This window comes from Cobetia sp. 10Alg 146 (genome assembly GCF_029846385.1).
Taxonomy (GTDB): domain Bacteria; phylum Pseudomonadota; class Gammaproteobacteria; order Pseudomonadales; family Halomonadaceae; genus Cobetia; species Cobetia marina.
On sequence record NZ_JARWKT010000006.1, the window covers coordinates 200,276 to 223,396 of the forward strand.

At 64.2% G+C, this 23,121-nt stretch carries 18 protein-coding genes; 12 read left to right on the plus strand and 6 right to left on the minus strand.

The features are described 5' to 3' along the window. The first annotated feature begins 189 nt into the window (after positions 1-189). On the plus strand, positions 190-2,292 hold the full coding sequence (gene ligA / locus QD172_RS12535; RefSeq protein ID WP_279855939.1) for an NAD-dependent DNA ligase LigA: 2,103 nt from the start codon (positions 190-192) through the stop codon (positions 2,290-2,292). Between the two features lie 74 nt (positions 2,293-2,366). Beyond that, positions 2,367-2,669: a YheU family protein gene (locus QD172_RS12540; protein WP_240499610.1), complete on the plus strand. Its 303-nt coding sequence runs from the start codon at positions 2,367-2,369 to the stop codon at positions 2,667-2,669. Between the two features lie 168 nt (positions 2,670-2,837). On the opposite strand, the gene QD172_RS12545 is transcribed toward QD172_RS12540, so the two are convergent. Next, on the minus strand, positions 2,838-4,148 hold the full coding sequence (locus tag QD172_RS12545; protein WP_279855887.1) for a 2-hydroxycarboxylate transporter family protein: 1,311 nt from the start codon (positions 4,146-4,148) through the stop codon (positions 2,838-2,840). A 269-nt stretch (positions 4,149-4,417) separates the two neighbouring features. On the opposite strand from QD172_RS12545, the gene QD172_RS12550 reads away from it, so the two are divergent. Beyond that, entirely contained in the window at positions 4,418-6,172 is a 1,755-nt protein-coding gene (locus tag QD172_RS12550; protein WP_279855888.1) for a sensor histidine kinase, read from the plus strand. A gap of 63 nt (positions 6,173-6,235) precedes the next feature. After that, entirely contained in the window at positions 6,236-6,973 is a 738-nt protein-coding gene (locus QD172_RS12555) for a response regulator (RefSeq protein ID WP_279855889.1), read from the plus strand. A 72-nt stretch (positions 6,974-7,045) separates the two neighbouring features. Here the strand turns inward: QD172_RS12555 and mnmC are convergent, their stop codons facing one another. From mnmC to QD172_RS12570, 3 genes are all read right to left on the minus strand, one after another. Next, complete coding sequence (mnmC, locus tag QD172_RS12560; protein ID WP_279855890.1) at positions 7,046-9,286, minus strand: FAD-dependent 5-carboxymethylaminomethyl-2-thiouridine(34) oxidoreductase MnmC; 2,241 nt, start codon at positions 9,284-9,286, stop codon at positions 7,046-7,048. Between the two features lie 245 nt (positions 9,287-9,531). After that, the gene (locus QD172_RS12565; protein ID WP_077378958.1) at positions 9,532-9,831 is read right to left on the minus strand and encodes a YciI family protein; all 300 of its coding nucleotides are present in this window, start codon (positions 9,829-9,831) and stop codon (positions 9,532-9,534) included. Beyond that, positions 9,831-10,412 (minus strand): septation protein A, encoded by a 582-nt coding sequence (locus tag QD172_RS12570; RefSeq protein WP_077378961.1) that lies wholly within the window; start codon positions 10,410-10,412, stop codon positions 9,831-9,833. The genes QD172_RS12565 and QD172_RS12570 overlap by 1 nt, the downstream gene beginning before the upstream one ends. Positions 10,413-10,667: 255 nt before the next feature. Here QD172_RS12570 and QD172_RS12575 point away from each other — a divergent pair, with 255 nt between their 5' ends. From QD172_RS12575 to QD172_RS12585, 3 genes are all read left to right on the plus strand, one after another. Then, entirely contained in the window at positions 10,668-11,672 is a 1,005-nt protein-coding gene (locus QD172_RS12575; RefSeq protein ID WP_240499608.1) for a PHP domain-containing protein, read from the plus strand. Positions 11,673-11,813: 141 nt separating this feature from the next. Then, positions 11,814-12,437 (plus strand): L-threonylcarbamoyladenylate synthase, encoded by a 624-nt coding sequence (locus QD172_RS12580; protein ID WP_077378966.1) that lies wholly within the window; start codon positions 11,814-11,816, stop codon positions 12,435-12,437. A 161-nt stretch (positions 12,438-12,598) separates the two neighbouring features. Further along, a complete protein-coding gene (locus tag QD172_RS12585; RefSeq protein WP_279855891.1) occupies positions 12,599-13,408 on the plus strand; it encodes a 5'-nucleotidase, lipoprotein e(P4) family in 810 nt (269 codons plus the stop codon). Positions 13,409-13,512: 104 nt separating this feature from the next. Here QD172_RS12585 and QD172_RS12590 read toward each other — a convergent pair whose 3' ends face one another. Both QD172_RS12590 and QD172_RS12595 read right to left on the minus strand, forming a co-directional pair. Beyond that, complete coding sequence (locus tag QD172_RS12590) at positions 13,513-14,541, minus strand: ion transporter (RefSeq protein WP_279855892.1); 1,029 nt, start codon at positions 14,539-14,541, stop codon at positions 13,513-13,515. 178 nt (positions 14,542-14,719) lie between these two features. Then, positions 14,720-15,727: a CYTH domain-containing protein gene (locus QD172_RS12595; protein ID WP_279855893.1), complete on the minus strand. Its 1,008-nt coding sequence runs from the start codon at positions 15,725-15,727 to the stop codon at positions 14,720-14,722. A gap of 480 nt (positions 15,728-16,207) precedes the next feature. Between QD172_RS12595 and QD172_RS12600 the strand changes: the two genes are divergently transcribed. The 5 genes from QD172_RS12600 (at position 16,208) to QD172_RS12620 (ending at position 23,080) form a co-directional block, all read left to right on the plus strand. Next, complete coding sequence (locus tag QD172_RS12600; protein WP_077378976.1) at positions 16,208-16,888, plus strand: TIGR00153 family protein; 681 nt, start codon at positions 16,208-16,210, stop codon at positions 16,886-16,888. Between the two features lie 41 nt (positions 16,889-16,929). Continuing rightward, a complete protein-coding gene (locus QD172_RS12605; RefSeq protein ID WP_077378980.1) occupies positions 16,930-18,213 on the plus strand; it encodes an inorganic phosphate transporter in 1,284 nt (427 codons plus the stop codon). Between the two features lie 313 nt (positions 18,214-18,526). Next, positions 18,527-19,837 carry an amino-acid N-acetyltransferase gene (gene argA, locus QD172_RS12610; RefSeq protein ID WP_279855894.1) on the plus strand — a complete coding sequence of 437 codons (1,311 nt, stop codon included), beginning with the start codon at positions 18,527-18,529 and terminating at the stop codon, positions 19,835-19,837. Between the two features lie 1,135 nt (positions 19,838-20,972). Continuing rightward, positions 20,973-22,469 carry a HAMP domain-containing sensor histidine kinase gene (locus QD172_RS12615; protein ID WP_077378985.1) on the plus strand — a complete coding sequence of 499 codons (1,497 nt, stop codon included), beginning with the start codon at positions 20,973-20,975 and terminating at the stop codon, positions 22,467-22,469. Between the two features lie 44 nt (positions 22,470-22,513). Continuing rightward, positions 22,514-23,080, plus strand: a complete 567-nt coding sequence (locus tag QD172_RS12620) for a hypothetical protein (RefSeq protein ID WP_279855895.1) — start codon at positions 22,514-22,516, stop codon at positions 23,078-23,080. The last annotated feature ends 41 nt before the right edge of the window (positions 23,081-23,121 follow it).

A 23,121-nucleotide genomic window follows, 5' to 3' on the forward strand; every position in this document is an offset into this window, starting at 1 on the left:
GACCTGTCGCCACCCGCTTTCCGGTCGATCAGCGCAGCCCTTTGGGCACTGCTGATGAGGCCACCGTTTCGAGTGAGTGTCATGTCAGCCCAGGATGATCTGTTTTCGGCCCCTGCCGATGATTCCAGCGCCTCGAGCGTTCCTCAGTCCGCTGCCCCGGCTGCGGTGGAAGGTGTGCCTGCCAAGGTGATGGAGGAGGTCGCGCAGCTGCATCGCGAGCTGCTCGAGGCCAGCCACCGCTATTACGTGCTGGATGACCCGACGCTGACCGATGCCGACTACGACACGCGTCTGCGCCGTCTCGAGGCACTGGAAGCCGACTACCCCCAGCTGATCACGTCGGATTCCCCCACCCAGCGTGTCGGGGCCGCACCGGCCAGCGGTTTCGAGGAAGTGCAGCATGCGGTACCGATGCTGTCGCTCAACAATGCCTTCGATGACGATGAGCTGCGTGCCTTCGTGCAGCGTGCGGCGAAAACCCTGGAGTTGGGCGATGCGGAAGACGCAGGCGAGGCATTGAGCTTCTGCTGTGAACCCAAGCTCGATGGCCTGGCCGTGTCGCTCATCTACGAGAATGGCGTGCTGGTGCAGGGCGTGACGCGCGGCGATGGACGTACCGGGGAAGGCATCACCACCAATCTGCGCACCATCCGCTCGATCCCGCTCAGGCTGCGGGGGGATGATCTGCCGGCGCTGCTTGAAGTGCGCGGCGAGGTCTACATGAGTCACGCCGGCTTCGAGGCGCTGAACGCGCGCGGCCGCGACGAGGATGGCAAGGTGTTCGCCAATCCGCGCAATGCCGCCGCCGGCAGTCTGCGTCAGCTGGATTCCAGCATCGCTGCCTCGCGCCCGCTGGAGTTCTGTGCTTATCAGGTCGCGCGCCTCGATGAGGCGCTGCTGGCCACGGAGGTCGGCCAGAATCATTCCAGCCTGATGGCGCTGCTCAATGACTATGGTTTCCGCACCAGCCCGCAGCTTGAGGTGGTGCGCGGTGCCCAAGGCATCATCGACTACACCCGCCGCCTCGGTGGGCAGCGCGAAGGGCTTGATCACGACATCGATGGCGCGGTCATCAAGCTGGATGCGTTGCGTCTGCAGCGCGAGCTGGGCTTCGTGGCGCGCGCGCCGCGTTGGGCCATCGCCTTCAAGTATCCCGCGCAGGAGCAGGAAACCACTCTGGAAGGCGTCGATTTCCAGGTCGGACGAACTGGCGCGCTGACACCGGTCGCCCGGCTGGCACCGGTGCAGGTCGCCGGGGTGGTGGTCTCCAATGCCACGCTGCACAACATGGATGAGGTGGAACGTCTCGGCGTGCAGATCGGTGACAGCGTGATCATCCGGCGGGCCGGCGATGTCATCCCGCAGGTGGTGCGGGTCGCCAGCGAAGGGGCCAGCCGTGAAGCCATCGTGCTGCCGGACGGCTGCCCGGTGTGCGGCTCCGAGATCGAACGTCTCGAAGGCGAGGTGGTGGCACGCTGCGCGGGCGGACTGATCTGCGCCGCCCAGCGCAAGGAGGCGCTCAAGCACTTCTCCAGCCGCAAGGCGCTGGATGTCGATGGCCTCGGCGAGAAGCTGATCGAGCAGCTGATCGAGCGTGAGCTGGTCAAGACGCCAGCGGATCTGTTCCATCTCGACGCTGCCACGCTGGCCGAGCTGCCGCGCATGGGCGAGAAGTCCGCCGCCAATCTGGTTGCCTCGCTGGACAAGAGCCGCCATACCACCCTGGCGCGCTTCATCTATGCCCTCGGTATCCGGGAAGTCGGCGAAGCCACCGCGGCGAATCTGGCCACGCACTTCGGCACGCTTGAAGCGCTGCGCGCGGCGGATCAACCCGCGCTGGAAGCCGTGGAAGATGTCGGCCCCATCGTCGCGACGCATGTCCATACCTTCTTCCAGCAAGCGACCAACAACGAGACGCTGGAGGCGCTTCTCGCCTGTGGTCTGCGCTGGGAAGAGGTCGAGATCGGCGAGCGGCCCCAGCCGTTGGCAGGCCAGACCTGGGTGCTGACGGGGAGTCTCGACAGCATGACGCGTGATGAAGGCAAGGCGCGCCTGCAGGCGCTGGGCGCCAAGGTGGCGGGCAGTGTCTCGAAGAAGACCGCTGGTGTCGTCGCCGGGGAGGCGGCGGGCAGCAAGCTCGAGAAAGCCATGCAGCTGGGGCTCACGGTGCTGGATGAAGCGGCCTTCGTGGCGCGTCTGGCCGAGTGGGAAGCCGGCACCGACTCAGTTTCAGGCTCAGATTCGGACGCGCAGAAAGCCGATGCGCAAGACAGCGCAGGAGAGGATGCATGAGTACGGACACGCTGAATGATGCACCGCAGGCGCCAATGGCTGCGTCACGTTCCACGGATGAACAGGAGCTACCCATGAGTCAGATGCCGCTTGATCAGATGGACCCGAAGGATCGCTTCATCGAGGTGCCGCAGACCATGCTGCCCGCCGACACGCGTCGTGCCCTGCTGGAGACCTTCGTCACCCGTCAGGGCTATGACACCACCGATGTCGGCGAAGGCATGGCCGGCTGGGTCGCGGAGCTGGAAGGCCAGCTGTCACGCGGCAAGCTGTTGATCGTCCATGACATCGGCACCGAATCCACCGAGGTGATGACGCTGGAGCAATGGCAGTCCTTCGGGCGCCAGCTGGCAGACGATGAGGAAGAGGGCGACTGAGCCCGGCCAGCGGTCATGATCCGTTGGCGAAGCCCTGACCTTGCTCCTGACCCTGGAAACGACGACGCCCCCGGCACAGGCCGGGGGCGTCGTCGTTCCTGCCGCGTCTGTCGAGGCACCTGGCGTCGGTGCTCCTATCGAGGGCGGATCATGCGAATCGAGGCCGGATCATGCGAACCACATCGGCACGACCAGACTCGAGATCAGCAGGATCAAGGCTCCGCCCAGGCGCGAGGAAATCTGCGCGAAGGGCATCAGCTGCATGCGATTGGCCGCCGAGAGGACCGCGACGTCACCCGTGCCGCCCATGTTGGCCATGCACAGGCCAGCGGTGATGGCGGACTCGATGGGATAGAAGCCGACCAGCTTGCCCACCAGCCCTGCACCGAAGGCGGCACCGGCGACGACACCGAAGACGATCACCACGTAGGTGATGGTGATGGCGTCGATCACCTGGCCCATATCGGTGTAGGCCACGCCGATGCCGAACAGCAGCGCGAAGGTCCAGTTGCCCGCGACGAAACGGAACCATTGAGCGGCGGCCTGGTTGATGCTTTCCGGCACCAGGTTGGCGCACTTGAGTACGGCAACCGCGATGATCATCAGCGCGTAGGGGTGCAGCGGGATGACCTTGCCGAGAATCTGGCTGGCGACGAAGAAGCTCAGGGCGATGACCATGCCGATACCCAGCTGGGAGAGATCAGGCGCGCTCTTCTCTTCACGGACATCGACGCCCGGCATCATCTGGCCGCCACCGGTCAGTGACGGGAAGCGCTTGCCAAGCCCGTTGAGCAGCCCGGCAATGATGATGGCGAAGACATTGCCCAGCGCCAGCGCCGGTACCAGGATCGAGATGTAATAGCTGGCCGGCTGTCCCAGCAGCTGCTCGTAGATCTGGCTCATCGGCACGGCGCCTGCCCCCATGCCACCGCCCATGATGGGCAGGGCGATGACCATGACGGCATCCTTGGGCGAGAAGCCCATGATCCAGCCGACCAGCATCGCGAAGAGTGCCGCGAACAGCACCGAGCACAGCAGCGGCAGCGCGAAGCGTGCCCCGACCTTGACCAGCACGCGGGAGTCCATGCCGAGAATGCTGCCGGTGATCAGTGCCGCGATGTAGAAATTCAGAAAGCCGCCGGCCTTCATGAACTCGCTGACGCTGGCCGTGACATCCTGTGGCAGCCAGCCGCTGTAGACCAGCGCTGCGGCACCGAAGATGGCGAGAATCGCTCCGCCTCCCAGGTAGCTGTTGATGATCGGCAGGCGATCACCCAGAAAGCCCAGCAGCTCACCGAGGACCATCATGACCATCAGGGCGCCGATCATGCCGGCCGGCAGGGTATCGGTGGCGATGGCGGCGATCAGGACCAGAAACGACAGGGCGAAGATCGGCAGGGACATGCCGAAGATGCGTGTCTTCAGGTAAGGCGACTCGTCGGCAGGCGTGGCCGTGGCGGTCTGCGAGGAATGTGTCATGCAGGCTCCTTGTCCTGCACTCTGTCGTTGCAGGACCTGTTGTCATGTCCGGATGCGCTGGCGTGGCATCGCGGGATCGGTTGGGACAAGGTGGGACATCATGTCCGCGCAGTGGATGCGCGTCACAGGGAGCTTACGATGTGGCTTTCGAGGGCCAAGTTTTGCGAATTAAAGAAAGCCTTTTGAAACTTATGAAACCGCATGGCGCGGCTCGCTCACGTGCTGGGCGAATTGGCCATGCCACCAAGGGGGCACGTGGACTGTCTGGCGTGTTGCATTCTTCTCAACCCGGACTGAGCGCGCTGACCTCGCTGCTGGCTGCCGGCATGGTGATCGTCAGTCTGCTGGTCGCGGCCTGGCTCTTCAGTGCGCAGCTGGAGCGGACCCAGCATGAGATACAGGGGCAGCGCATCGCCGCCCTCGCGCAACGCATCGCGCGGCTGCCTGAGGTGCGCGCCACCTTGAGCGAAGCCAACGCCTCGCAGGCAGCGCCTCCCGCCGCGAATAGCCGCCTGGCGGCACGCATCGAGCGGCTGCGCCGCGAGAATGCCGTCGACTTCATCGTGGTGATGCGTCCGGACGGCGTGCGACTCAGTCACCCGGAGCCCGCGCGGATCGGCCAGCCGTTTCAGGGGGGAGACGAGCAACGTGCGCTCGGAGGCGCGGCCTATCTCTCCGAGTCCCGCGGTACGCTCGGCGAAAGCCTGCGCAGCTTTGCCCCGGTGATGGCTTCTGCATCCGATGGCGAAGCGCGTTCCGTCATCGGCGCCGTTGCCATCGGCATCACGCTGGATTCGCTGGGGCGGCGGCTGGCCGATGAGAAGCGTCAGCTGCTGATCGGGCTGGGCATCCTGATGCTGTTCGGCACGCTGGGGGCGCTGGGGCTGGCACGCTATCTGCGCAGACAGCTCAAGGGACTGGAGCCGGCGGCCATCGCGCGTCTGGTGGAAGAGCATCAGGCGGTGCTGGCCAGCCTGGAAGAGGGCATCATCGTGGTCGACCCCGAGGGGCATGTCACCCTGGTGAATGCCGCGGCGCGCGAGCTGCTGGGGACGGCCCCCGAACCGGGAGAATGCCTTGAGGCGTGGTTGCCCGATACCGGCATGCACGAGTGTCTAGCCGCGCACTCGCCGGTGGCGGAGCAGGACGCGGCTCGCCTGCGTCAGGTCACCCATGACGGGCGGCGATTGTGGGTGCGTTGCCAGCGGGTGCATGATGGCGAGCATCTCATGGGCGGCGTGCTGGTATTGCGTGAGCACGACCGCATGCAGCGCCTTGCCGAGGAGCTGACCGGCGTCCGCCGACAGGCAGAGTCACTGCGCGCCGCGCGCCATGAGTTTCGCAATCGGTTGCATGTGTTGTCAGGGCTGACGCAGATGCAGGACCTCGACGGCCTGCGAGATTACCTGGCATTGCTGGTGGAGCGGGAGCTGCCAGCGGATGCCGCGGCCGCCGAGCGCATCGCGGACCCTCTGCTGGCAGGATTGCTGATCGGCAAGCACAGTGAGGCTCGCGAGCGGGGCATCGCACTCAATGTCGAGCTGGACGTCGAGTGGCATCATGCACGGACCGAGCACCGGGAGATGCCCGGCGCAGCGCTGTCTCAGGCCGAGCTGTCTCAGGCCGTGCTGCCGGTGCTGGAGCGCAGCTTGAGCCATGATCTGGTCAGCGTGATCGGCAATCTGCTCGACAATGCCTTCGAAGCGCTGGAGGAAATGGACGATGCCACACACGCCCCGGCCGTCACTCTGAGCCTGATGCTGGAATCCGTGGGTGAGGCGTCAGAGGCCCAGTTGTCGATCAGCGTGGCAGACAACGGCCCCGGCATGCCGGCGGAGCTCATGGAGACGGCGCGCGCGGCGGGGGTAAGCAGTCGTGGTGAAGGTCGCGGGCTGGGGCTGTCGCTGGTACAGGAGATCGTGACCGCGCGCGCGGGAGACTGGCACTTCTACTCGCCCCCGGGCGGCGGCACCCTGGTCGAGCTGACCTTGCCCTGCCAGCGGTCGCCCACTGCGACGCCCTGAGAGCATTTCACGTCGTTGGACGGCTGCCGTCCAAGACCCCGCATGATCAAGGAGCCTGAGCGCATGCGTGTGCTGATAGTCGAAGACGACCCCATGGTCATGCGTCTCAATGTCGAATACCTCAATCGTATCGATGGCATGCGCCTGGTCGCCCAGTGCGAGGATGTCGCGGCGGCGCTGGAGGTGCTGGCGCAGGAGGCGGTGGACCTGGTGCTGCTGGATGTCTATCTGCGCAGCCGCAGCGGTCTGGAGGTATTGCGCTGGTTGAGACGCCATGCCGCCCCTGACATCCAGGTGATCCTGATCACCGCCGCCAGTGAGGCGGATACGGTGCGCAGCGCGCATGCGCTCGGGGTATGCGATTACCTGGTCAAACCCTTTAGCTTCGCCCGCTTCCAGCAGGCGCTGGCACTGGCACGGCGTGGTCGCCAGCAGCTGGAGAGTCTCGAGGGGGAGGTCAGTCAGCAGCAGCTGGACCAGCTGTTCGGCTCGCACATGGCAGTCAGTGGCGCGGTGGGGACGGTGTCTGATGGCCGCCTGCCCAAGGGTGTGACGGCGGCGTCCCTGGCGCTGGTCGCCGGTGCCATCCAGGCGCTGCCACGCGATGAAGACAGTTTCACCAGCGAGGCGTTGCTGAGCGCCACGGGCATGTCGCGCGTGACCATCCGCAAGTACCTGCGCCATCTGGCGGCCTGCGGCATGCTCAGCGAGGCCTTCCACTACGGCCAGATAGGCCGCCCCTCCTTCACCTTTCAGGTCACCGATCGTCAGGCGCTTGCCAGGCAGTGCCGGCTCCCCTGAAGGACGTCATCGGAGGGCGAGCCCTGTGTCTCTGCCAATGCCCACCCATGTCTGCCAATGTCCGCCAATGCCTCAGCGCCGCTGCACGATATCGCGGATCAGGCGGCGTCCCGGGTGCAGGTGCTCGGCCAGTTCGCGCTCCAGCGGCAGCGGCTCGCCGCACAGCTGTGAGGCGATCAGCTCCGCACACAGCGGTGCGGTGGTGAAGCCGCGTGAGCCATGCGCGGTGGAGAGCCACAACCCCGGCAGATGGGCGCCGCTCAGTGATGGCACGCGCTTTTTCGCATCGAAGGCCATGGCGGCGTAATCCTCACGCCATTGCGCGGCGTTCGGTGCCGGGCCGGCCAGCGGGCTCTTGTCGGGGCTGGCGGCGCGCCAGGCGACACGCCCCTGCCAGGCATCGTCTTCCAGCCTGACGCCACGCGCCTGCTCCCAGGCAGCGACGAAGGCGGGCAGCGCACTGCGCAGCTCGGCGACATTGGCGCTGTGATCCGCCTTACGTACCGAGTCATCCTCATCGCGCGGGGCGAAGGTCGCGCCGAAGCTGAGCGTCACGCTGCCGTCGGCGTGACGCTGACAGGGCGAGACATAGCCACCGGCACACACCACGCTGTCGAGCATGGGCAGCCCTGCTGCCTGTTCGGGCGGCACCGTGATCTCGCTGACCTGACCACGAATCGGCTGCAGCGGCAGATGCGCGAGCGGCTCGGGCAGGTGTGTCTTCTCCCCCAGCGCGACGATCAGCTGATCCACTTCCAGACAGCTGCCATCACTGGCCTGAAGCTGCCAGCGTGGCGCGCCGTTGCCTGTCTTTCCGCCTTCCTCTCTGCCTTCCTCGGCCCCCAGCGACTGAATGGCCACGATGCGCGCCTGCCGAAAGCTGACGCCCGGTGTGGCGGCGAGATGCTGACACAGCGCCTTCGGACGCACCCAGCCCGCGACGGGATAGAAGAGGCCATCGAAGGTGATCTCGCTGCCGGCGATCTGGCTGGCCTGGCCAGCAGTGACCGGCCTGAGCAGCGCCTCGGGCAGCGGGTGATTGTCCGCGAAGCGCTGTTGGCGCTTGCGCTCACGCTCGCTGGTGGCCAGCTGCAGCACGCCGCTGGCGGACCACAGGGTCTGCTCGGGGTCGAGGCTTGCCAGCCAGCGCCGGCTGTATTGCAACGCGGCCAGCTGGAAGCGGCTGGCAGGGTTGGTCTCGGCGGCCAGCTTCACGTAGAGCGCCCCCTGGGTATTGCCGGAGGCCCGCGCACCGGGGGCTTCGGCGTCGATCAGCGTGACCTTCACGCCACGCCGCGCCAGCGCCTCGGCGCAGCTGGTGCCGGCGATGCCAGCGCCAAGTACCGCGACGTGTGTCTCGCGGGAGATGGGCGCCGGCTGGGGCGGCTGCGTCCAGGGCTGTTCCCGGCGCAGCGGATGAAGCACCCCGCGCTGTGCGGGCGATGTCAGCGGGGGACGGGGCTGGTCATGCTGTTCCTGCCTTTCGGCAAGCCCCATCAGCTCGGCGCGCGCCGCCGAGGTGGCAGCGTCCAGCTCGCCGCAGATCATCTCGCGCTTCATGCCATGGCCGGGCACCTTGCGCCAGGCGAAGCCTGCCGCCCGCAGGCCGCGCCGCACGAAGCCCGCGGCGGTGAAGGTGGCGAAGGTCGCCTCGGGATGCGAGATGCCGGCCATGGCCGCGAACAGCGCCGGTGACCACATTTCCGGATTCTTCGACGGCGAGAAGCCATCGAGGAACCAGGCATCCACGCCTCCTTCGAGGCGTGACAGGCGCTCGACGGCATCGCCGAAGTGCAGATCCAGCGTGATGCGCTCATCCAGCCACAGACGATGCACGCCGAGTACCGCAGCCGGCCATTGTGCCACCAGCGGTTTCGCCAATGAGGCGAGATCCGGCCAGGCGGACAGCGCGCGTTCGAGATCCGCGGCACGCATCGGATGCTTTTCCACCGAGACGACATGCAGGCGTGCCTCGGCGGGTGCCGTGGCCAGAAAGCGCTGGGCGGCGCACAGGATGTTGAGGCCGGTGCCGAAGCCGGTCTCGCCGATCACGAAGGGGCGCGCTTCCCGCCAGTCACGGAAGCGCTCGCTCAGCCGGTTGCTGTCGAGGAAGACGTGTACGGTCTCGGCGCGGCCATCGTGGATCGAGAAGTACACATCCCCGTAATCCATGGCCTGTGGGGCCGCGTCATCCCATTCAAGGCGTGCCTCTTCCAGCGCGGCCAGCGGTGCCAGCGGGACCTCCGGCACCACGCCGGGGGCCGTGACAGGGTCGATCGCGCTCGGTGGCGTCGTCGCAGGCTTGCGTGTCATGGCGTCCGGCCTGTCCTTCGGCGCCGCGTCGGACACTGACGATGCGGACGGCTCAGACGTGGCGGAAGCGGGCTGGCGGGGGGAGGAGGGACGATCGTTCACGGGCATTCCTGGCAGGAGGTCGAGCGGGAGAGCAGGGCATCAGGGCAGTGGCCTGGCAACGTCTCCAACGCAGACGACGGACAGCCAGGCTGTCCGTCGTCAGGGGGCGAAGCCGCCGGTCAGCGGCCGAGCGGCAGTCAGGACTAGGGCAGTGTCTGCTTGAACGGCTTCACTTCGGCGCTTGCATAGACACCGGCGATGACGAAGGGATCGGCATCGGCCCACTTCTGGGCCTCTTCGAGGGAATCGAACTCGGCGATGATGACGCTGCCGCTGAAGCCGGCGTCTCCCGGTGCTTCGCTGTCGATGGCCGGGTTGGGGCCGGCGATGACCAGACGGCCTGCGGCATTCAGGGCCTCAAGACGTGCCAGATGTGGCGGTCGTGCTGCCATGCGCGCTTCGAGACTACCTTCGACATCCTGACAGACAATGGAATACAGCATCACGAATCATCCTTATGTGAAGAGGTGGAAGAGGAAGACTCTTCCTGAGGGGCCTGCACCATGTGACGGGACAGATAGACGCCCTGAACGATGACGAACAGCAGTGTCAGGCCAAGCATGCCGAACAGCTTGAAATCGACCCAGATGTCTTCCGAATAGTGGCTGAAGACATAGATGTTGAGGCCGCCCATGGCGAGGAAGAATACCACCCACGCCAGGTTGAGGCGGTGCCAGATGGCACGCGGCAGCTGGATCGCCTTCTCCATCATGCGCTCCACCAGCGGCTTGCCGCCGAACAGCGGCGAGAGCAGGAAGGCGACGGCAAACAGCCAGTTGACCACGGTCGGCTTCCACTGGATGAAGGCGCTGTTGCCGAACAGCACGGTCGCGCCACCCAGCACGACGACCAGCGCCAGCGTGACCAGCTGCATCTTCTCGACACGCTTGTGACGCCAGTAGATATAGAGCACCTGGGCGAGGGTGGCAGGGATCAGTACGGCCGTGGCCATGATCATGTCGCCAGTCGTCTTGTAGACGGCGAAGAAGATCACGATCGGCAGAAAGTCGAGCAACATCTTCATGAGAAACACACACTCCTGGACACGACGGCGGTGCCGTCGGGAAGGCAAGGGCTTGTGCGAGTGGTATCCTTTGGCAACCAGCGGCGCACCCTTGCCTGCATGCGTTCATTCTGCCGCCATTGCTGCCTGCTGACAAAGCCCATGTGGCTTCCAGACATATACGGCAGTCAACACTGCCCCTGACGTCCCTGCCGAGGGCTTGCCAGCATGATCGGCAACTCGAGGCTCTGGACGTTCATCCCGAGAGGTTTTCCCGTGTCCGACGTCCTGTCCGACCATCCGCCGACATCCGAGTCGCCCGCTCACCAGCCATCATCGCCACCGCCTGCCCGTCCGGTCCCCCGCGCGCTGCCCCAGCGTTTCGAGACGGACATCGAGGTGCCGGACATCGACCTGCACATGCACTCGACCGCCTCCGATGGCGGCATGGCGCCGGCAGAGCTGGTCGCGCTGGTCGCGCGGCGCGGCGTCTCGCGCATGTCACTGACCGATCACGACAGCATGGAAGGCATCTTCGAGGCTCAGCAGGCGGCAATCGCCCATGGCGTCACCCTGCTGCCGGGCTGCGAGCTGTCCGTGCGCTGGCGCAATCAGACCATCCACCTGGTGGCGCTGATGCCCGAGGGCGCCGGAGACGCCTTGAGCGCCGGCCTCAGGCAGCAACATGATGCACGTGAGCGGCGCAGTCACGAGATCGCCGCGCGCATGGAGAAGCTGGGACTGAGTGATGCCATGCAGCGTGCCCGTGAGCAGGCCACGCTCAGCGGGTCGGGAGACCGCCCCCTGTCGCGGCCCGACTTCGCGCGCGCGCTGGTGGAGGCGGGGCTGGCCCGTGATCTTCAGGATGCCTTCAAGCGTCACCTGGGCTCCGGCCAGAAGGGCGACGTCAAGGCACACTGGCCCGAGATGGAAGAGGCGGTGGGATGGATACGTGCCGATGGCGGTGTCGCGGTGATGGCGCACCCGATGCGCTACAAGCTCACCCGCACCAAGCGCGGTGAGCTGCTGCGGGACTTCATCTCTGCCGGCGGTGAGGCCGCCGAGCTGGTCAGCGGCTTCCAGAACATCGACCGTGCGCGTGACCTGGCGCGTCAGCTGGATGAACTGGGCCTCTATGCTTCCGTCGGCAGTGATTTCCACTTCCCGGGGGGGCCGCTGGCACCCGGCAGCATGAGTCCGCCACCGCGCACCAGGGTGCCGCCCGTCTGGTGTCATCCGCGCCTCGCACCCTTTTTTGCGGCCGCCACCGCCACCATGTGATAGAGATGGCCGGACCGGCCTGGCTGACGTGTCGCGTCGTGTCAGGCCGGTCTTGTCGAGAATTTGCCGAGAGTTCGCCGAGAGTTCGCCGAGATCAGTGCGCCAGTGTCCGGCGCACTGTGCTGACGCAAGGAGCGCCGCATGGGACAGTTTTTCCAGATACACCCTGAAAACCCGCAGAAACGTCTTATTGATCAAGCGGTTGCCATCATTCGGCAGGGGGGCGTGATCGCCTACCCGACCGATTCCGGCTATGCACTGGGTTGCCACCTGGGCGAGAAGAAAGCCATCGAGCGCATCAAGCGTCTGCGTGAACTCGATGACAAGCACAACTTCACCCTGATGTGCTCGGATCTGTCGGAAATCGGTACCTACGCCAAGGTGGACAATGCCGTCTTCCGACTGCTCAAGAGCCACACGCCCGGAGCCTTCACCTTCATCCTCCACGCGACCACCGAAGTGCCACGCCTGCTGTTGCATCCCAAGCGTCGCTCCATTGGCGTGCGCGTGCCGGACCATGCCATCACGCATGCCCTGCTGGAGGCACATCACGAGCCTCTGATGAGCGTGACGCTGATTCCGCCGGGCGAGGAGCTGCCGATGACGGACCCGGAAGAGATCCGTCAGCGCTTCGGGCATGCGCTGGATCTGATCATCGATGGTGGGGCCTGCCGTCTGGAGGCCACCAGCGTGGTGGACCTGCGCGACCTGCCGCCCGTCATCGTGCGTGAGGGACGAGGCGACATCTCGAACTTCGTCGAGTGAGGCACACCGCGTGACGCGCGTGGCGAGATGCTCATGACGACGAGAAGCGGGTGGCGACATGGCAGGCGAGGTCGTTGAACAGGAATTCAATAACGCTGAGTGTTAATATTCGGCTGTCTTGATAATTCAACGACATACCTATCATGCACAGAGGATCATCGATGCCGATCACGTCTTCATCTCAAGCGCGTGTCTCATTGCTGGCGAGAGCCACCAGGGTCGCGACACTGGCAGGAATCATGGGCCTGGGAGTCGCTCCCGTCAGTCAGGCGGCCGAGATACCCGAGGCAGCGCAGTGTCCGCCGGCAGCATATGCCATGGCACTGCGCTATCAGCAGCAATCGGCGGAAGTCGCGGCCCTGCAGCGTCAGAGCTATGCGCTGGCGACACGTCAGCTGGAGACACTGCTGGCATCGCGTGATGACGAGAAACCTGCCGCGATCATGACCGACCTTGATGAAACCGTGATCGACAACTCCGCGCTGCTGGTGCGTGATCTGAAGGCCTGTCATGACTTCACGGGCTGGGACACCTGGAAGGCGTGGGAGCGAGAGGGCAAGCCGACCCTGATTCCGGGTGCCAGGGAGTTCCTCGAACTTGCCGCATCGCGTGGCGTGGCGATCTACTACGTGTCGGATCGCTACGAGGAGAACAAGGACGCCACGGTCACCACGCTGAAAGCCCTGGGTCTGCCCGGTGTCGATGACGCCCATGTGCGCCTGCTGGGGCCGAGCAAGTCGGTGCGTCGCCAGGCGATCGCGGAGGATCACGACATCGTGATGCAGCTGGGCGACAGCCTGCATGATTTCGCGGATGACTTCTCCGACAAGACGCCCGAGCAGCAGAAGGCGCTGGTCGCGGAGCAGGCGCAGCATTTCGGCAAGGATTGGATCATGTTGCCGAATGCCTCCTACGGCAGCTGGAGCGAGGCCACGCTGACCGCCTGGGACAAGCCCTTCTCTGACCGCTAGCCCTTGCCGGCTTCCGGCTGAATGACAACGCCCCCGGACCTTGCGGTCTCGGGGGCGTTGTCATTTCCGAGGCGTTGTCGTGTGCCGAGTGACACTCGGCCTCGTCAGCTGCGGTCGCGGTCGGGGGAATCGTCGCCTGAGGAGGGGGCCTCCTCCTTCGCTGGCGGCTCGGCGTCGGGCTCAGGTTCGGGTTCTGGGTCTGCCTCAGGCTCTGGCTCGCGTGGGTCACGCGTGTCTTCATCCAGCCAGGTGCCGCAGAACTTGCAGTACTTGGCATTGCGATCATGGCCCTCACGGCCACAGCCGGGGCAGGCTTCATCGCTGGTCTGCTGCATGCGCAGGCCGTTGAGCACCTCGGCCGAGAACACGCCGGTGGGCACGGCGAGAATCGAATAGCCCAGTATCATCATCATCGCCGAGATGAACTGGCCCAAGGGCGTGATGGGGGCGATATCGCCGTAGCCCACCGTGGTCAGCGTCACCACCGCCCAGTAGAGCGCCTTGGGGATGGAGGTGAAGCCGGCTTCCGGGGGTTCGATCAGATAGATCAGGGCGCCGAACACCGTGATGATGCTGAGTACGGTGATGAAGAACAGCAGGATCTTGCGACGACTGCGCGCGAGAGCCTCGACCAGCATGCGACCTTCGCCGACGAAGGCCATCAGGCGCAGCACGCGGAACAGCCGCAGCACACGCAGCACGCGCACCACCAGCAGTGCCTGCGCCCCCGGAATCAGCAGCGAGAGCCAGGTCGGGGCGATCGACAGCAGGTCGAGCACCCCGTAGAAGCCCTTCGCCCAGGTGCCGGGGTGTTTGAGGCAATAGAGGCGTACTGCGTATTCCAGCGTGAACAGCAGGGTGAAGGTCCATTCCAGGATACGGAACAGCTCCCCATGGCGGGCATTCAGCGACGGCACGCTATCGAGCATCACCACGGCGACGCTGGCGAGAATCATCGCGACCAGCGCGATATCGAAGGCCTTGGCCGCCTTGGTGTCGGACTCGAAGATCCAGTGGAACAGCCGGGCACGCAGCCTGCCGCTGGCCGGCTCGAAATCGCTGGAGCGAGGGGGGGCGGTGGCGGATTGTGACGTACTGCCGTATTCGTTGGCCGGCCCTTGGCGTTCAGGCATGCGGGCTTCCTTGACTGGCGTCGCAGCGCCGGGGCGGGCTGCGACGCGATGGTGGGGGCAGGGCAGGTGAGGGCGCGATGGCCAGGCGCTCAGCGAGCGATTTCACCGGGGTCTCTCAATGAGCTTTCTCAACGAGCTTTCTCGATGAGCTGTCTCACTGAGCTTTTAATGAGCTGCCTCACTGGCCTCGGCTGCGCAATGCCGCCAGCAGCGACAGGCTGTGCTGACCGAAGACCGCTGTCATCCAGCTGTCTGGCGTGCCCTGCTCACGGGATTCGCTCAGCGCCTCCGTCAGCGCCACCGCATGGACATGACCGGGATGCTGACTGGCGGCCAGGCGCGAGGCCAGGGCCGAGAAGGCGGCCAGGGCGTGATCGTGCCAGCGCATGTCATCTTGCTGCTGGCGGTCGGCATGTGCATCCAGGGCATCGATGGCCGCGGCGAGCAGGGCATTCGTGTCGGTGGTATCCAGCGTCTTCTCGTGCCATTCGCCATCTCTGAGTGCGGCACCGCGGCGTGCCTTGCTGGCATCTGCCGGGCGCAGGGCCAGTCGGCTGGCCAGGGATTCCGCCAGCGTCCACAGCACCCCTTCGCGCTGCTCGGCGCTCAGGTCGTCACCGCCAGTGAGTTCCAGTTCGATCTCGCGGATGTGCGTCTCCCGACCTGCTGCCTTCACGTGACCGAGATCCAGCGCCATCTCGACGCCGACACCCGGTGTCTGGCCATCCTGCGTCACCGTCAGTTCCAGCTGCCAGGCATGACGTTCGAAATCCGTGCTGAAGGTAGGGGCGAGGGCGCCGAGCAGGTGCTCACGCGCACCTTCCTCAAGCGCCTGCAGAGGGGGAAGGCCGCGCAGGCCATCGAGATCGAGGCCTGTCTGGCCGTCGGGCAGCGCCCATTCCCACTCGCCGCGCGAATGCAGGCCGCCATGGCTTTCGCCACTGGTCTTGAGGGTCTGGCGCAAGGGTCCCGGACTGTCGGCATCCTCTCCACTGCGGCGCAGGCGCAATGCCATCTTGGCGCGTTCCAGCGCATGCTCAGGCGTGTCGAAATAGGTATTGGCCAGCCAGCGACGACGGGGCGTGGTGCCAGCCAGTTCCGCGATGTCCGCAAGACGTTCCAGAATCGCCGTGCGTCCGAGGCCGCTGTGGGTCAGCGCCAGCTTGAGTTCGATTTCCTGCGCCATGACGACGGCACTCCCTGTACGAGAAGATGAAGAATGAAGATGGCCGGGCATGGATGACGACAGCGATACGAGGACGCTGGCGGCCTGTCCGAGATCCCGGGACAGGCAGCCCCCGGCGGCTTCATGCTCGCGCCTGTCCCTTGCCAAGGCAAGCGCGGAGCGTGTCGCCAGCCTTCCCACGGCAGGTGATCCGTCAGCAGAATCACAGTGATATGACACTATCGTGACATTTGTGTGACATGAATTGCCTGCCGCCAACTCCTTGGTTATATTATGAACAATGTAATCAGTCAGCGACCTCGCGTCCTGTCGCTACATGACAATCTCTCCTCTGGAATCCTTCGAGTTCCCCCCGACTGCCGCTGATGTTGCGTGAAGTACAACAGCATGGCGGTATCGTGTCGTTACGATGAAAGTTATGTGATCGTCACAAAGGCTTTGCTACACTCCGCGCGTCAATCCTTAACGCCGACGGCCACTATGGTAACGACCAACCCTTTCTCTTCGATGTTCGGGCGCTCGCCTTTCAAGGCGCTGCACACCCACATCATCAAGACAGACGACTGTGCCCAGCACTTGCTGACCTTCTTCGACGCCTGCGAACAGGGTGATTGGGATCAGGCGGCCAGCATTCGTCAGACCATCAGCAAGCTGGAGCGTGAAGCGGACGAACTGAAGACGCAGCTGCGTCTCAATCTGCCCAATTCGCTGTTCCTGCCGGTATCCCGTTCCGACCTTCTCGAGCTGATCCATGTCCAGGATTCCATCGCGAACGTCACCAAGGATATCGCCGGCATCATGCTGGGTCGCCACATGCAGATACCCACCGCGCTGGTGCCCGCCATGCGTGAGTATCTGAAGACTGCGGTCGAATCGGTCTGCCAGGCGCGCCGTGCGCTGGGCGAGCTGGAAGATCTTGTCGAGTCCGGCTTCGGGCGCAACATGAGCGAGCTGGTCGACAAGCTGATCAATGAGCTGCATGAGCTCGAGAAGCAGTCCGACGAACAGCAGATCGCGATCCGCCAGACCCTGTTCTCGCTGGAAGCCGCTCTGCCACCGGTCGACGTGATCTTCCTCTACAAGATTATCGACTGGGTCGGCGATGTCGCCGATCAAGCTGAAAAGGTCGGTACCCGACTGCAGATCCTGATGGCGCGCTAAGCGCTGTCAGGACGTCCTGCCATCTGCTCAAGAGTTCCCTAATGTCCATCATTGCTCAATACGGCGATGTGCTCGTCATCCTTGCCTGCGTATTCGGTTTCTTCATGGCGTGGGGTGTAGGCGCGAACGATGTCGCCAATGCCATGGGTACCTCGGTTGGTTCCAAGGCCATTACCATCAAGCAGGCGATCGTCATCGCCGTGATCTTCGAATTCCTCGGTGCCTGGCTGGCTGGTGGTGAAGTCACCGATACCATCCGCAAGGGCATCATCGACCCGTCACTGCTGATCCAGAATCCGCAGTTCCTGGTCTACGGCATGCTGGCATCACTGCTGGCCGCCGGTATCTGGCTGCTGATCGCGTCCATGAAGGGCTGGCCGGTCTCCACGACCCACTCCATCGTCGGTGCCATCGTCGGCTTCGCGGCGGCGGGTCTCGGCGTGGATGCGGTCGAGTGGCCCAAGGTCGGTCAGATCGCGGCCTCCTGGCTGGTCTCGCCGCTGCTGGCGGGCTCCATCGCCTTCGTGCTGTTCAAGTCCGTGCAGACGCTGATCTTCGACAATGAAGACCCGTTCGCGGCCGCCAAGCGCTATGTCCCGATGTACATGTTCCTGGTCGGCTTCATCATCTCGATGGTGACCATGGTCAAGGGCCTCAAGCATGTCGGGCTGCACCTGAGCTTCGAGTCCAGCCTGCTGCTGGCCGTCGTCATCGGTGCCATCGTGATGGGGATCGGCGTGCTGATGGAGCGCAAGGTCGCGCGTTCTCGCCTCAAGGAGAAGAATCGCGCCACCGGGGATGATTTCGACTTCAGCGGCGTCGAGAAGGTCTTCGGCCTGCTGATGATGTTCACCGCCTGTGCCATGGCCTTCGCCCACGGCTCCAACGACGTGGCCAACGCGGTCGGTCCGCTGGCAGCCATCATCAGTGTCGTCGATTCCGCCGGTCAGATCGGCGCCAAGGCCAGCATGCCCTGGTGGGTGCTGGTGCTGGGTGGCGGCGGTATCGTCGTCGGCCTGGTCACCTATGGTCGCCGCGTCATCGCCACCGTCGGTACCGGCATCACCGAGCTGACCCCGTCTCGTGGCTTCGCGGCCACCCTGGCAGCGGCCTCCACCGTGGTGCTGGCCTCCGGCACCGGCCTGCCGATCTCCACCACCCACACCCTCGTCGGTGCGGTGCTGGGGGTAGGTCTGGCGCGCGGCATGGCAGCGCTCAACCTGCGTGTGATCGGTACCATCGTGATGTCCTGGCTGATCACTCTGCCGGCCGGCGCGATCCTGTCGATCCTGTTCTTCTTCATGTTCAAGGGCATGTTTGGCTAAGCCGACATCTGCCTCAGCGCCCGGGCTTGCGACGGGGTGTGCGACAGGGCGCTGCATGAGAGAAACACGCAAGATGCATCGGCAAGACGCATCGGCAAGACGCATCGGCAAGATGTATCGGCAAGACGCACTTGAAAAACGTTTTTGAAAAAACGTTTTTGAAAAACAAGAGAGGCGACCTTCGGGTCGCCTTTCTCGTTTAGGCCGCATGGATGTCAGGGGCGTCGCTCGCCGTGCAGGCTGCGGCGCTGATATGATGATTCATGGGCATGCCTGACATGTCATTTTCCTCCCTCCTGCACGGAGCTGGCTCTTGAACACGCGTTTTCCCTTCGCGGACTGGTTTCGCAACTCCTCTCCCTACATCAACGCTCACCGTGGGCGCACCTTCGTCATTCTGATCGAAGGCGATGCGCTGTCTTCCTCACGACGAACGCAGTTGATTCAGGATCTGGCGTTGCTGCACACCCTCGGCGTGCGACTGGTGGTGGTGTTCGGCGTGCGTCCGCAGGTCAGGGAAGCGCTGGAGGGGGTGGGAATCGAGGCCGAGCGTCATCAGGGGCGTTGGGTCGTCACCCGTGACATCCTCGCGCATCTGGAGCAGCAGGTCGCCACGCTGCGCCTGCGCCTGGAGGCCAGCCTGTCGCTGGGGCTGCCCAATACCCCGCTGCATGGTGTCGAGCTCTCCGCCGTGTCGGGCAATCTGGTGATGGCCAAGCCGCTGGGCGTGCGAGAGGGCGTCGACTTCCTGCACGGTGGCGAGGTGCGTCGGGTGCGCAGCGAGGCCATCCAGGGGCTGCTTTCCCAGCAGGCCATCGTGGTGCTGCCGCCGCTGGGCTTCTCCAGCACCGGCGAAGTCTTCGACCTCGATGCGGCCGAGGTGGCCGAGCACGCGGCCGTGGCGCTGGCCGCCGACAAGCTGATCCTGCTGGGAGAAGGGGAGGGACTGTTCGATGAGCATGGCGTACTGTTGCGTCAGCTCAACCCTGAACAGGCCGCCGCCCTGGCACCGCCACGCGAGGATGACAGCGAACTGTCTCGTCATCTGGCCGCGGCCTGCGGTGCGGCGCGGCGCGGCGTCGGTCGCACTCACCTGCTCAGCTGGCGGGATCGCGATGCGTTGCTGGGCGAGCTGTTCACCCGCGACGGGATCGGCACCATGATCACCCGCCAGGGCTACGAACAGCTGCGCAAGGCACGCCTGGAGGATGTCGGAGGATTGCTGGCATTGCTGGGGCCGCTGGAGCAGCGCGGTATCCTCGTCGCTCGCTCGCGTGAACGCCTCGAGCACGAGATCGACGACTATGTCGTGCTCGAGCGTGACGGCATGATCATTGGCTGTGCAGCCCTGCATGTCAGTCGTGACGCTGCCATGGGTGAGCTGGCCTGCGTGGCCGTGCATGATGACTACCGGCGTGGCCAGCGGGGTGAGCAGCTGCTGGCCGAGATCGAGGTGCGTGCACGGCGTGGTGGCCTCACGCATCTGTTCGCGCTGACCACGCATACCCTGCACTGGTTCATCGAGCACGGCTTCGTGTCGGCCGGCCTGGATGACCTCCCGCCGATTCGACGAGAGATCTACAACTCCGCGCGCAATTCCAAGGTGCTGATCAAGGCGCTCTAGTCACGACCCAAGCACGTGGCGCTCAAGACGCTTGCCGTCGCCCTCAAGACTCTCGACCCCCGTCAGCCGCCTGAACTTTCAGGTGACTGACGGGGGTCTTGCGCATGATACGCAGGAAATTTCGGCAAGATGCCGCGCTTCTGGATCGATGTCGCACTTCTGGATCAGTGAGTGGCGCGATGTCTTGCAAAAGAGACGTTTCAATTGATTGATATGGAAGGAGAAAATCGGATACCAACGATAACTGTTGGCATTTTGCGACGAAAGGGACGTGTATTTCATCGTTTCACGTCTCGTGCGTGGGAATCCACGCCGATTCCGGTTTTTGTGTCTTTTCAAGTCATTGTTTTTGAATGTGTTTTGCGGTTATTGGCACGGCGTTGGCAATAGTCATGTTGAGCACGAGAGAGTGCCCATGAAAATGGACATTTTCTCCGGCCTTCCAGCGATGACGGTACTCACTACCCTGTGCGCTCCGTGATCGCTGACAGGCCAAGCGTCTGCTCCACGCGATGTGTGACTTCAGGTTGCGATGAGACAGGTACGGCCCCCAGAGGGCATGGAAAGTATCTTTAGGGCAAGGATGCCCGGGCATGGATGCCCGATACTGGATGCGGTGATGCTTGATCCGTCACCGCCATCCCCAGAATTCAGGTGAGCGCCGGGAAGTGCCCGGCGAGCGCCGCAAGCATTGCGATGCATCGCCCCCCTGTGATGTATCCGATAGGGAGCTCGGACCCTGTCCGAGGCGAGTGTCAACTGACCTGGAACGACCACCAGGTGGCACTGGCGACTCCCGGGCCAGCGACAGGCAGACCACCTGTCAGGCCCAGCAATCACGATGGAGGTCTGCTCTCCAGGTAACAGGCATTCGTCGTGATGACTGACCCTTCAGTTCCCTGCGTACTTGGGCCGGCTCTTGCCGGCCCTCTTTTTGTGCGTTTCACGAGGATGGGTCAAGTGAATCATCCACGACACCTGCCCGGGCGCGGTTTCTGTCGTCGAGCGGGGATGAATTAAATCAGAATCATATTGATTAACGAACTGGCAACCGCGATGGGCGCTGGCGAACTCTGGTATCCTTGGAAGACGTGATTCGATGATGACCACCCCTTTCCTGCATAGAGTTCTTTCAATGGCCTCCAAGGTGACACGGCACTGGCGCCCCCGCTCTCTGCTTCAATTGGTATTGATGGCATTCATGGTGGTGATGCTGCCGATTGCAGTGCTGATGTTCCAGGCGGGTCAGGCACTCTCCGAGCTCTCGGAGCTGGCCGATGTCAGCGCTCGCCAGGCGGTTGACCAGACTCGCCGAGCCCGCACCCTGACCAATCTCGCCGTCGAGATGGAGCGCAGCGCACGCCAGTACGCGGTGCTGGAAAATCCGGATCTGATGAAGATCTACGCTGACAAGGCCAGTGCCTTCCGCGAGCTGCTGGACGAGCAGGCGCGCCTGCTGGGCGAGGGAGACCCGCGCGTCAGCGAACTCAAGGGCTCGCTGTCGCAACTCGAGCGCATGCCCGAGATGAGCGTGGCGCAGGTCAGCAGTCATCTCGAGGACTTCGGTCCCTTCTCCATCCAGGCCAGCGGCCTTCTGAACTCCACCCGTGAACTCGTCGATGCCCGCATCGAGGGCATTCGTGCGCGCGCCTCCCAGGTGAAGACTCAACTGTGGTGGCAGACGGCCGCGCTCGTCTCCATCAGTCTGTTGCTGATGCTGTTCTTCACCTGGCTGATCATTCGTCCCATCCGTCAGCTGGAGCGGCGCATCAATGGTCTCGGCAGCGGCACCGACCGAGAGGGTCCGCTCATCAAGGGGCCCGCCGAGCTGGTCCAGCTGGGTGAGCGTCTCGACTGGCTGGCGGCGCGCCTGGATGAGCTGGAAGAGCAGAAGCAGCAGTTCCTGCGTCACATGTCGCATGAGCTCAAGACACCGCTGGCCAGCATCCGTGAAGGCACCGGCCTGTTGATCGATGAGGTCGCCGGCCCGCTCAGTCCGCATCAGATGGAAATTCTTGGCCTGCTGGATGACTCCAGCAAGGAATTGCAGAAGCTGATCGAGCAGCTCCTGGACTACAATCTGCTGCAACACAATCAGGGGCTCGAACGTAGCCGCTTCGATGTGCACGAAGTCTTCAAGGAAGTGCTGTCAAAGCACCGCCTGGCACTGGAGAAGAAGGGCATGCGCGTGCACCTGCCACCCGCCAGCCTCAGCTGGGAGGCGGATCGTCCGCGTACCGGCCGGATTCTCGACAACCTGATCTCCAACGCCATCGCCTATGGGGAAGATGGCGGCGATCTATGGCTGAGGGCGCGCAAGGAGCGTCGCCAGCTGGTGATCGAGGTCGCCAACAGCGGCGAACCGATCGCTCCGAAGGACCGCGATCACCTGTTCCAGCCCTTCTATCAGGGCGCGGTGAAGCGCAAGGGGCCGCTCAAGGGCTCCGGTATCGGTCTTTCGGTGGCCGCCGACAGTGCTCGCGCCCAGTTTGGTCAACTAGCGCTGGTGGAGGACGCCAAGGCCGACGTCTGTTTCCGCCTGACCTTGCCGACCCCCAGCCGCTCACCCTCCTCTGGTCAGGAAGGTGAGCAGGTCCTGCTGGGGGGTGACAGTGCACCCCATACCACATGAAATGGCACCCGAGAGTGCCATCAGACACGCAAGGAAGAGAAGTGATGAAGGGTCAACGACTGTTGACGGGAATCACCACCGGCATGCTGGTCAGCTTGCTCAGTGCCTGTGGCGCCCTGTCGAATATCACCTTGCCGGGCAACGAACACGTCGCCGATACTCCCAGCGTTCAGGACAGCTGTCATGGGGCGGGCGATCTGCCCGATTTCAAGGAAGGAAACTGCCTGCTGGATGAGTGGGTCGCCTTTGCGCTGCAGGCTCAACGCGGCAACGATCAGTGGCGCGACAGCACCCTGATGCAGCTGGAAGGCAACCGCCATGACCGTCGTCTGGCGCGTGCCATCGTGCTCAGCTGGGGAGACGAGTCCGATTGGAAACTGGCCTCTGACCTCTACAAGGCGGACCTGCCCACCGCGCCGAGTCGTCTGCAGCCGCTGCTGCGCCAGTGGCTCAACGGGCTGGAGGAACGTCGCGGCCTGATCGCGGATCGCGACAAGAGCGAAGGCGTCCGCCGCAAGCTGAGTGCCGAGAACGCCCAGCTCAGCAAGAAGCTCGAGGCGCTGACCGCCATCGAGGAAGCCATCAATTCTCGCCGTCAGACCACGCCCTGAATCCGATGCCGGGCGTGTCTGGCCACGAACTGTCATTGGCC

Excerpts from the sequence above, each read along its gene's own strand:
- QD172_RS12540 (WP_240499610.1), top strand. The coding sequence starts at position 2,367 with ATGAGTCAGATGCCGCTTGATCAGATGGACCCGAAGGATCGCTTCATC.
- QD172_RS12595 (WP_279855893.1), bottom strand. The coding sequence starts at position 15,727 with ATGGCGCAGGAAATCGAACTCAAGCTGGCGCTGACCCACAGCGGCCTC.
- QD172_RS12600 (WP_077378976.1), top strand. The coding sequence starts at position 16,208 with ATGGTAACGACCAACCCTTTCTCTTCGATGTTCGGGCGCTCGCCTTTC.
- QD172_RS12585 (WP_279855891.1), top strand. The coding sequence starts at position 12,599 with ATGCCGATCACGTCTTCATCTCAAGCGCGTGTCTCATTGCTGGCGAGA.
- ligA (WP_279855939.1), top strand. The coding sequence starts at position 190 with ATGGAGGAGGTCGCGCAGCTGCATCGCGAGCTGCTCGAGGCCAGCCAC.
- QD172_RS12615 (WP_077378985.1), top strand. The coding sequence starts at position 20,973 with ATGGCCTCCAAGGTGACACGGCACTGGCGCCCCCGCTCTCTGCTTCAA.
- QD172_RS12565 (WP_077378958.1), bottom strand. The coding sequence starts at position 9,831 with ATGCTGTATTCCATTGTCTGTCAGGATGTCGAAGGTAGTCTCGAAGCG.
- QD172_RS12545 (WP_279855887.1), bottom strand. The coding sequence starts at position 4,148 with ATGACACATTCCTCGCAGACCGCCACGGCCACGCCTGCCGACGAGTCG.
- QD172_RS12570 (WP_077378961.1), bottom strand. The coding sequence starts at position 10,412 with ATGAAGATGTTGCTCGACTTTCTGCCGATCGTGATCTTCTTCGCCGTC.
- QD172_RS12605 (WP_077378980.1), top strand. The coding sequence starts at position 16,930 with ATGTCCATCATTGCTCAATACGGCGATGTGCTCGTCATCCTTGCCTGC.
- QD172_RS12580 (WP_077378966.1), top strand. The coding sequence starts at position 11,814 with ATGGGACAGTTTTTCCAGATACACCCTGAAAACCCGCAGAAACGTCTT.
- QD172_RS12620 (WP_279855895.1), top strand. The coding sequence starts at position 22,514 with ATGAAGGGTCAACGACTGTTGACGGGAATCACCACCGGCATGCTGGTC.
- QD172_RS12555 (WP_279855889.1), top strand. The coding sequence starts at position 6,236 with ATGCGTGTGCTGATAGTCGAAGACGACCCCATGGTCATGCGTCTCAAT.
- mnmC (WP_279855890.1), bottom strand. The coding sequence starts at position 9,286 with ATGACACGCAAGCCTGCGACGACGCCACCGAGCGCGATCGACCCTGTC.
- QD172_RS12590 (WP_279855892.1), bottom strand. The coding sequence starts at position 14,541 with ATGCCTGAACGCCAAGGGCCGGCCAACGAATACGGCAGTACGTCACAA.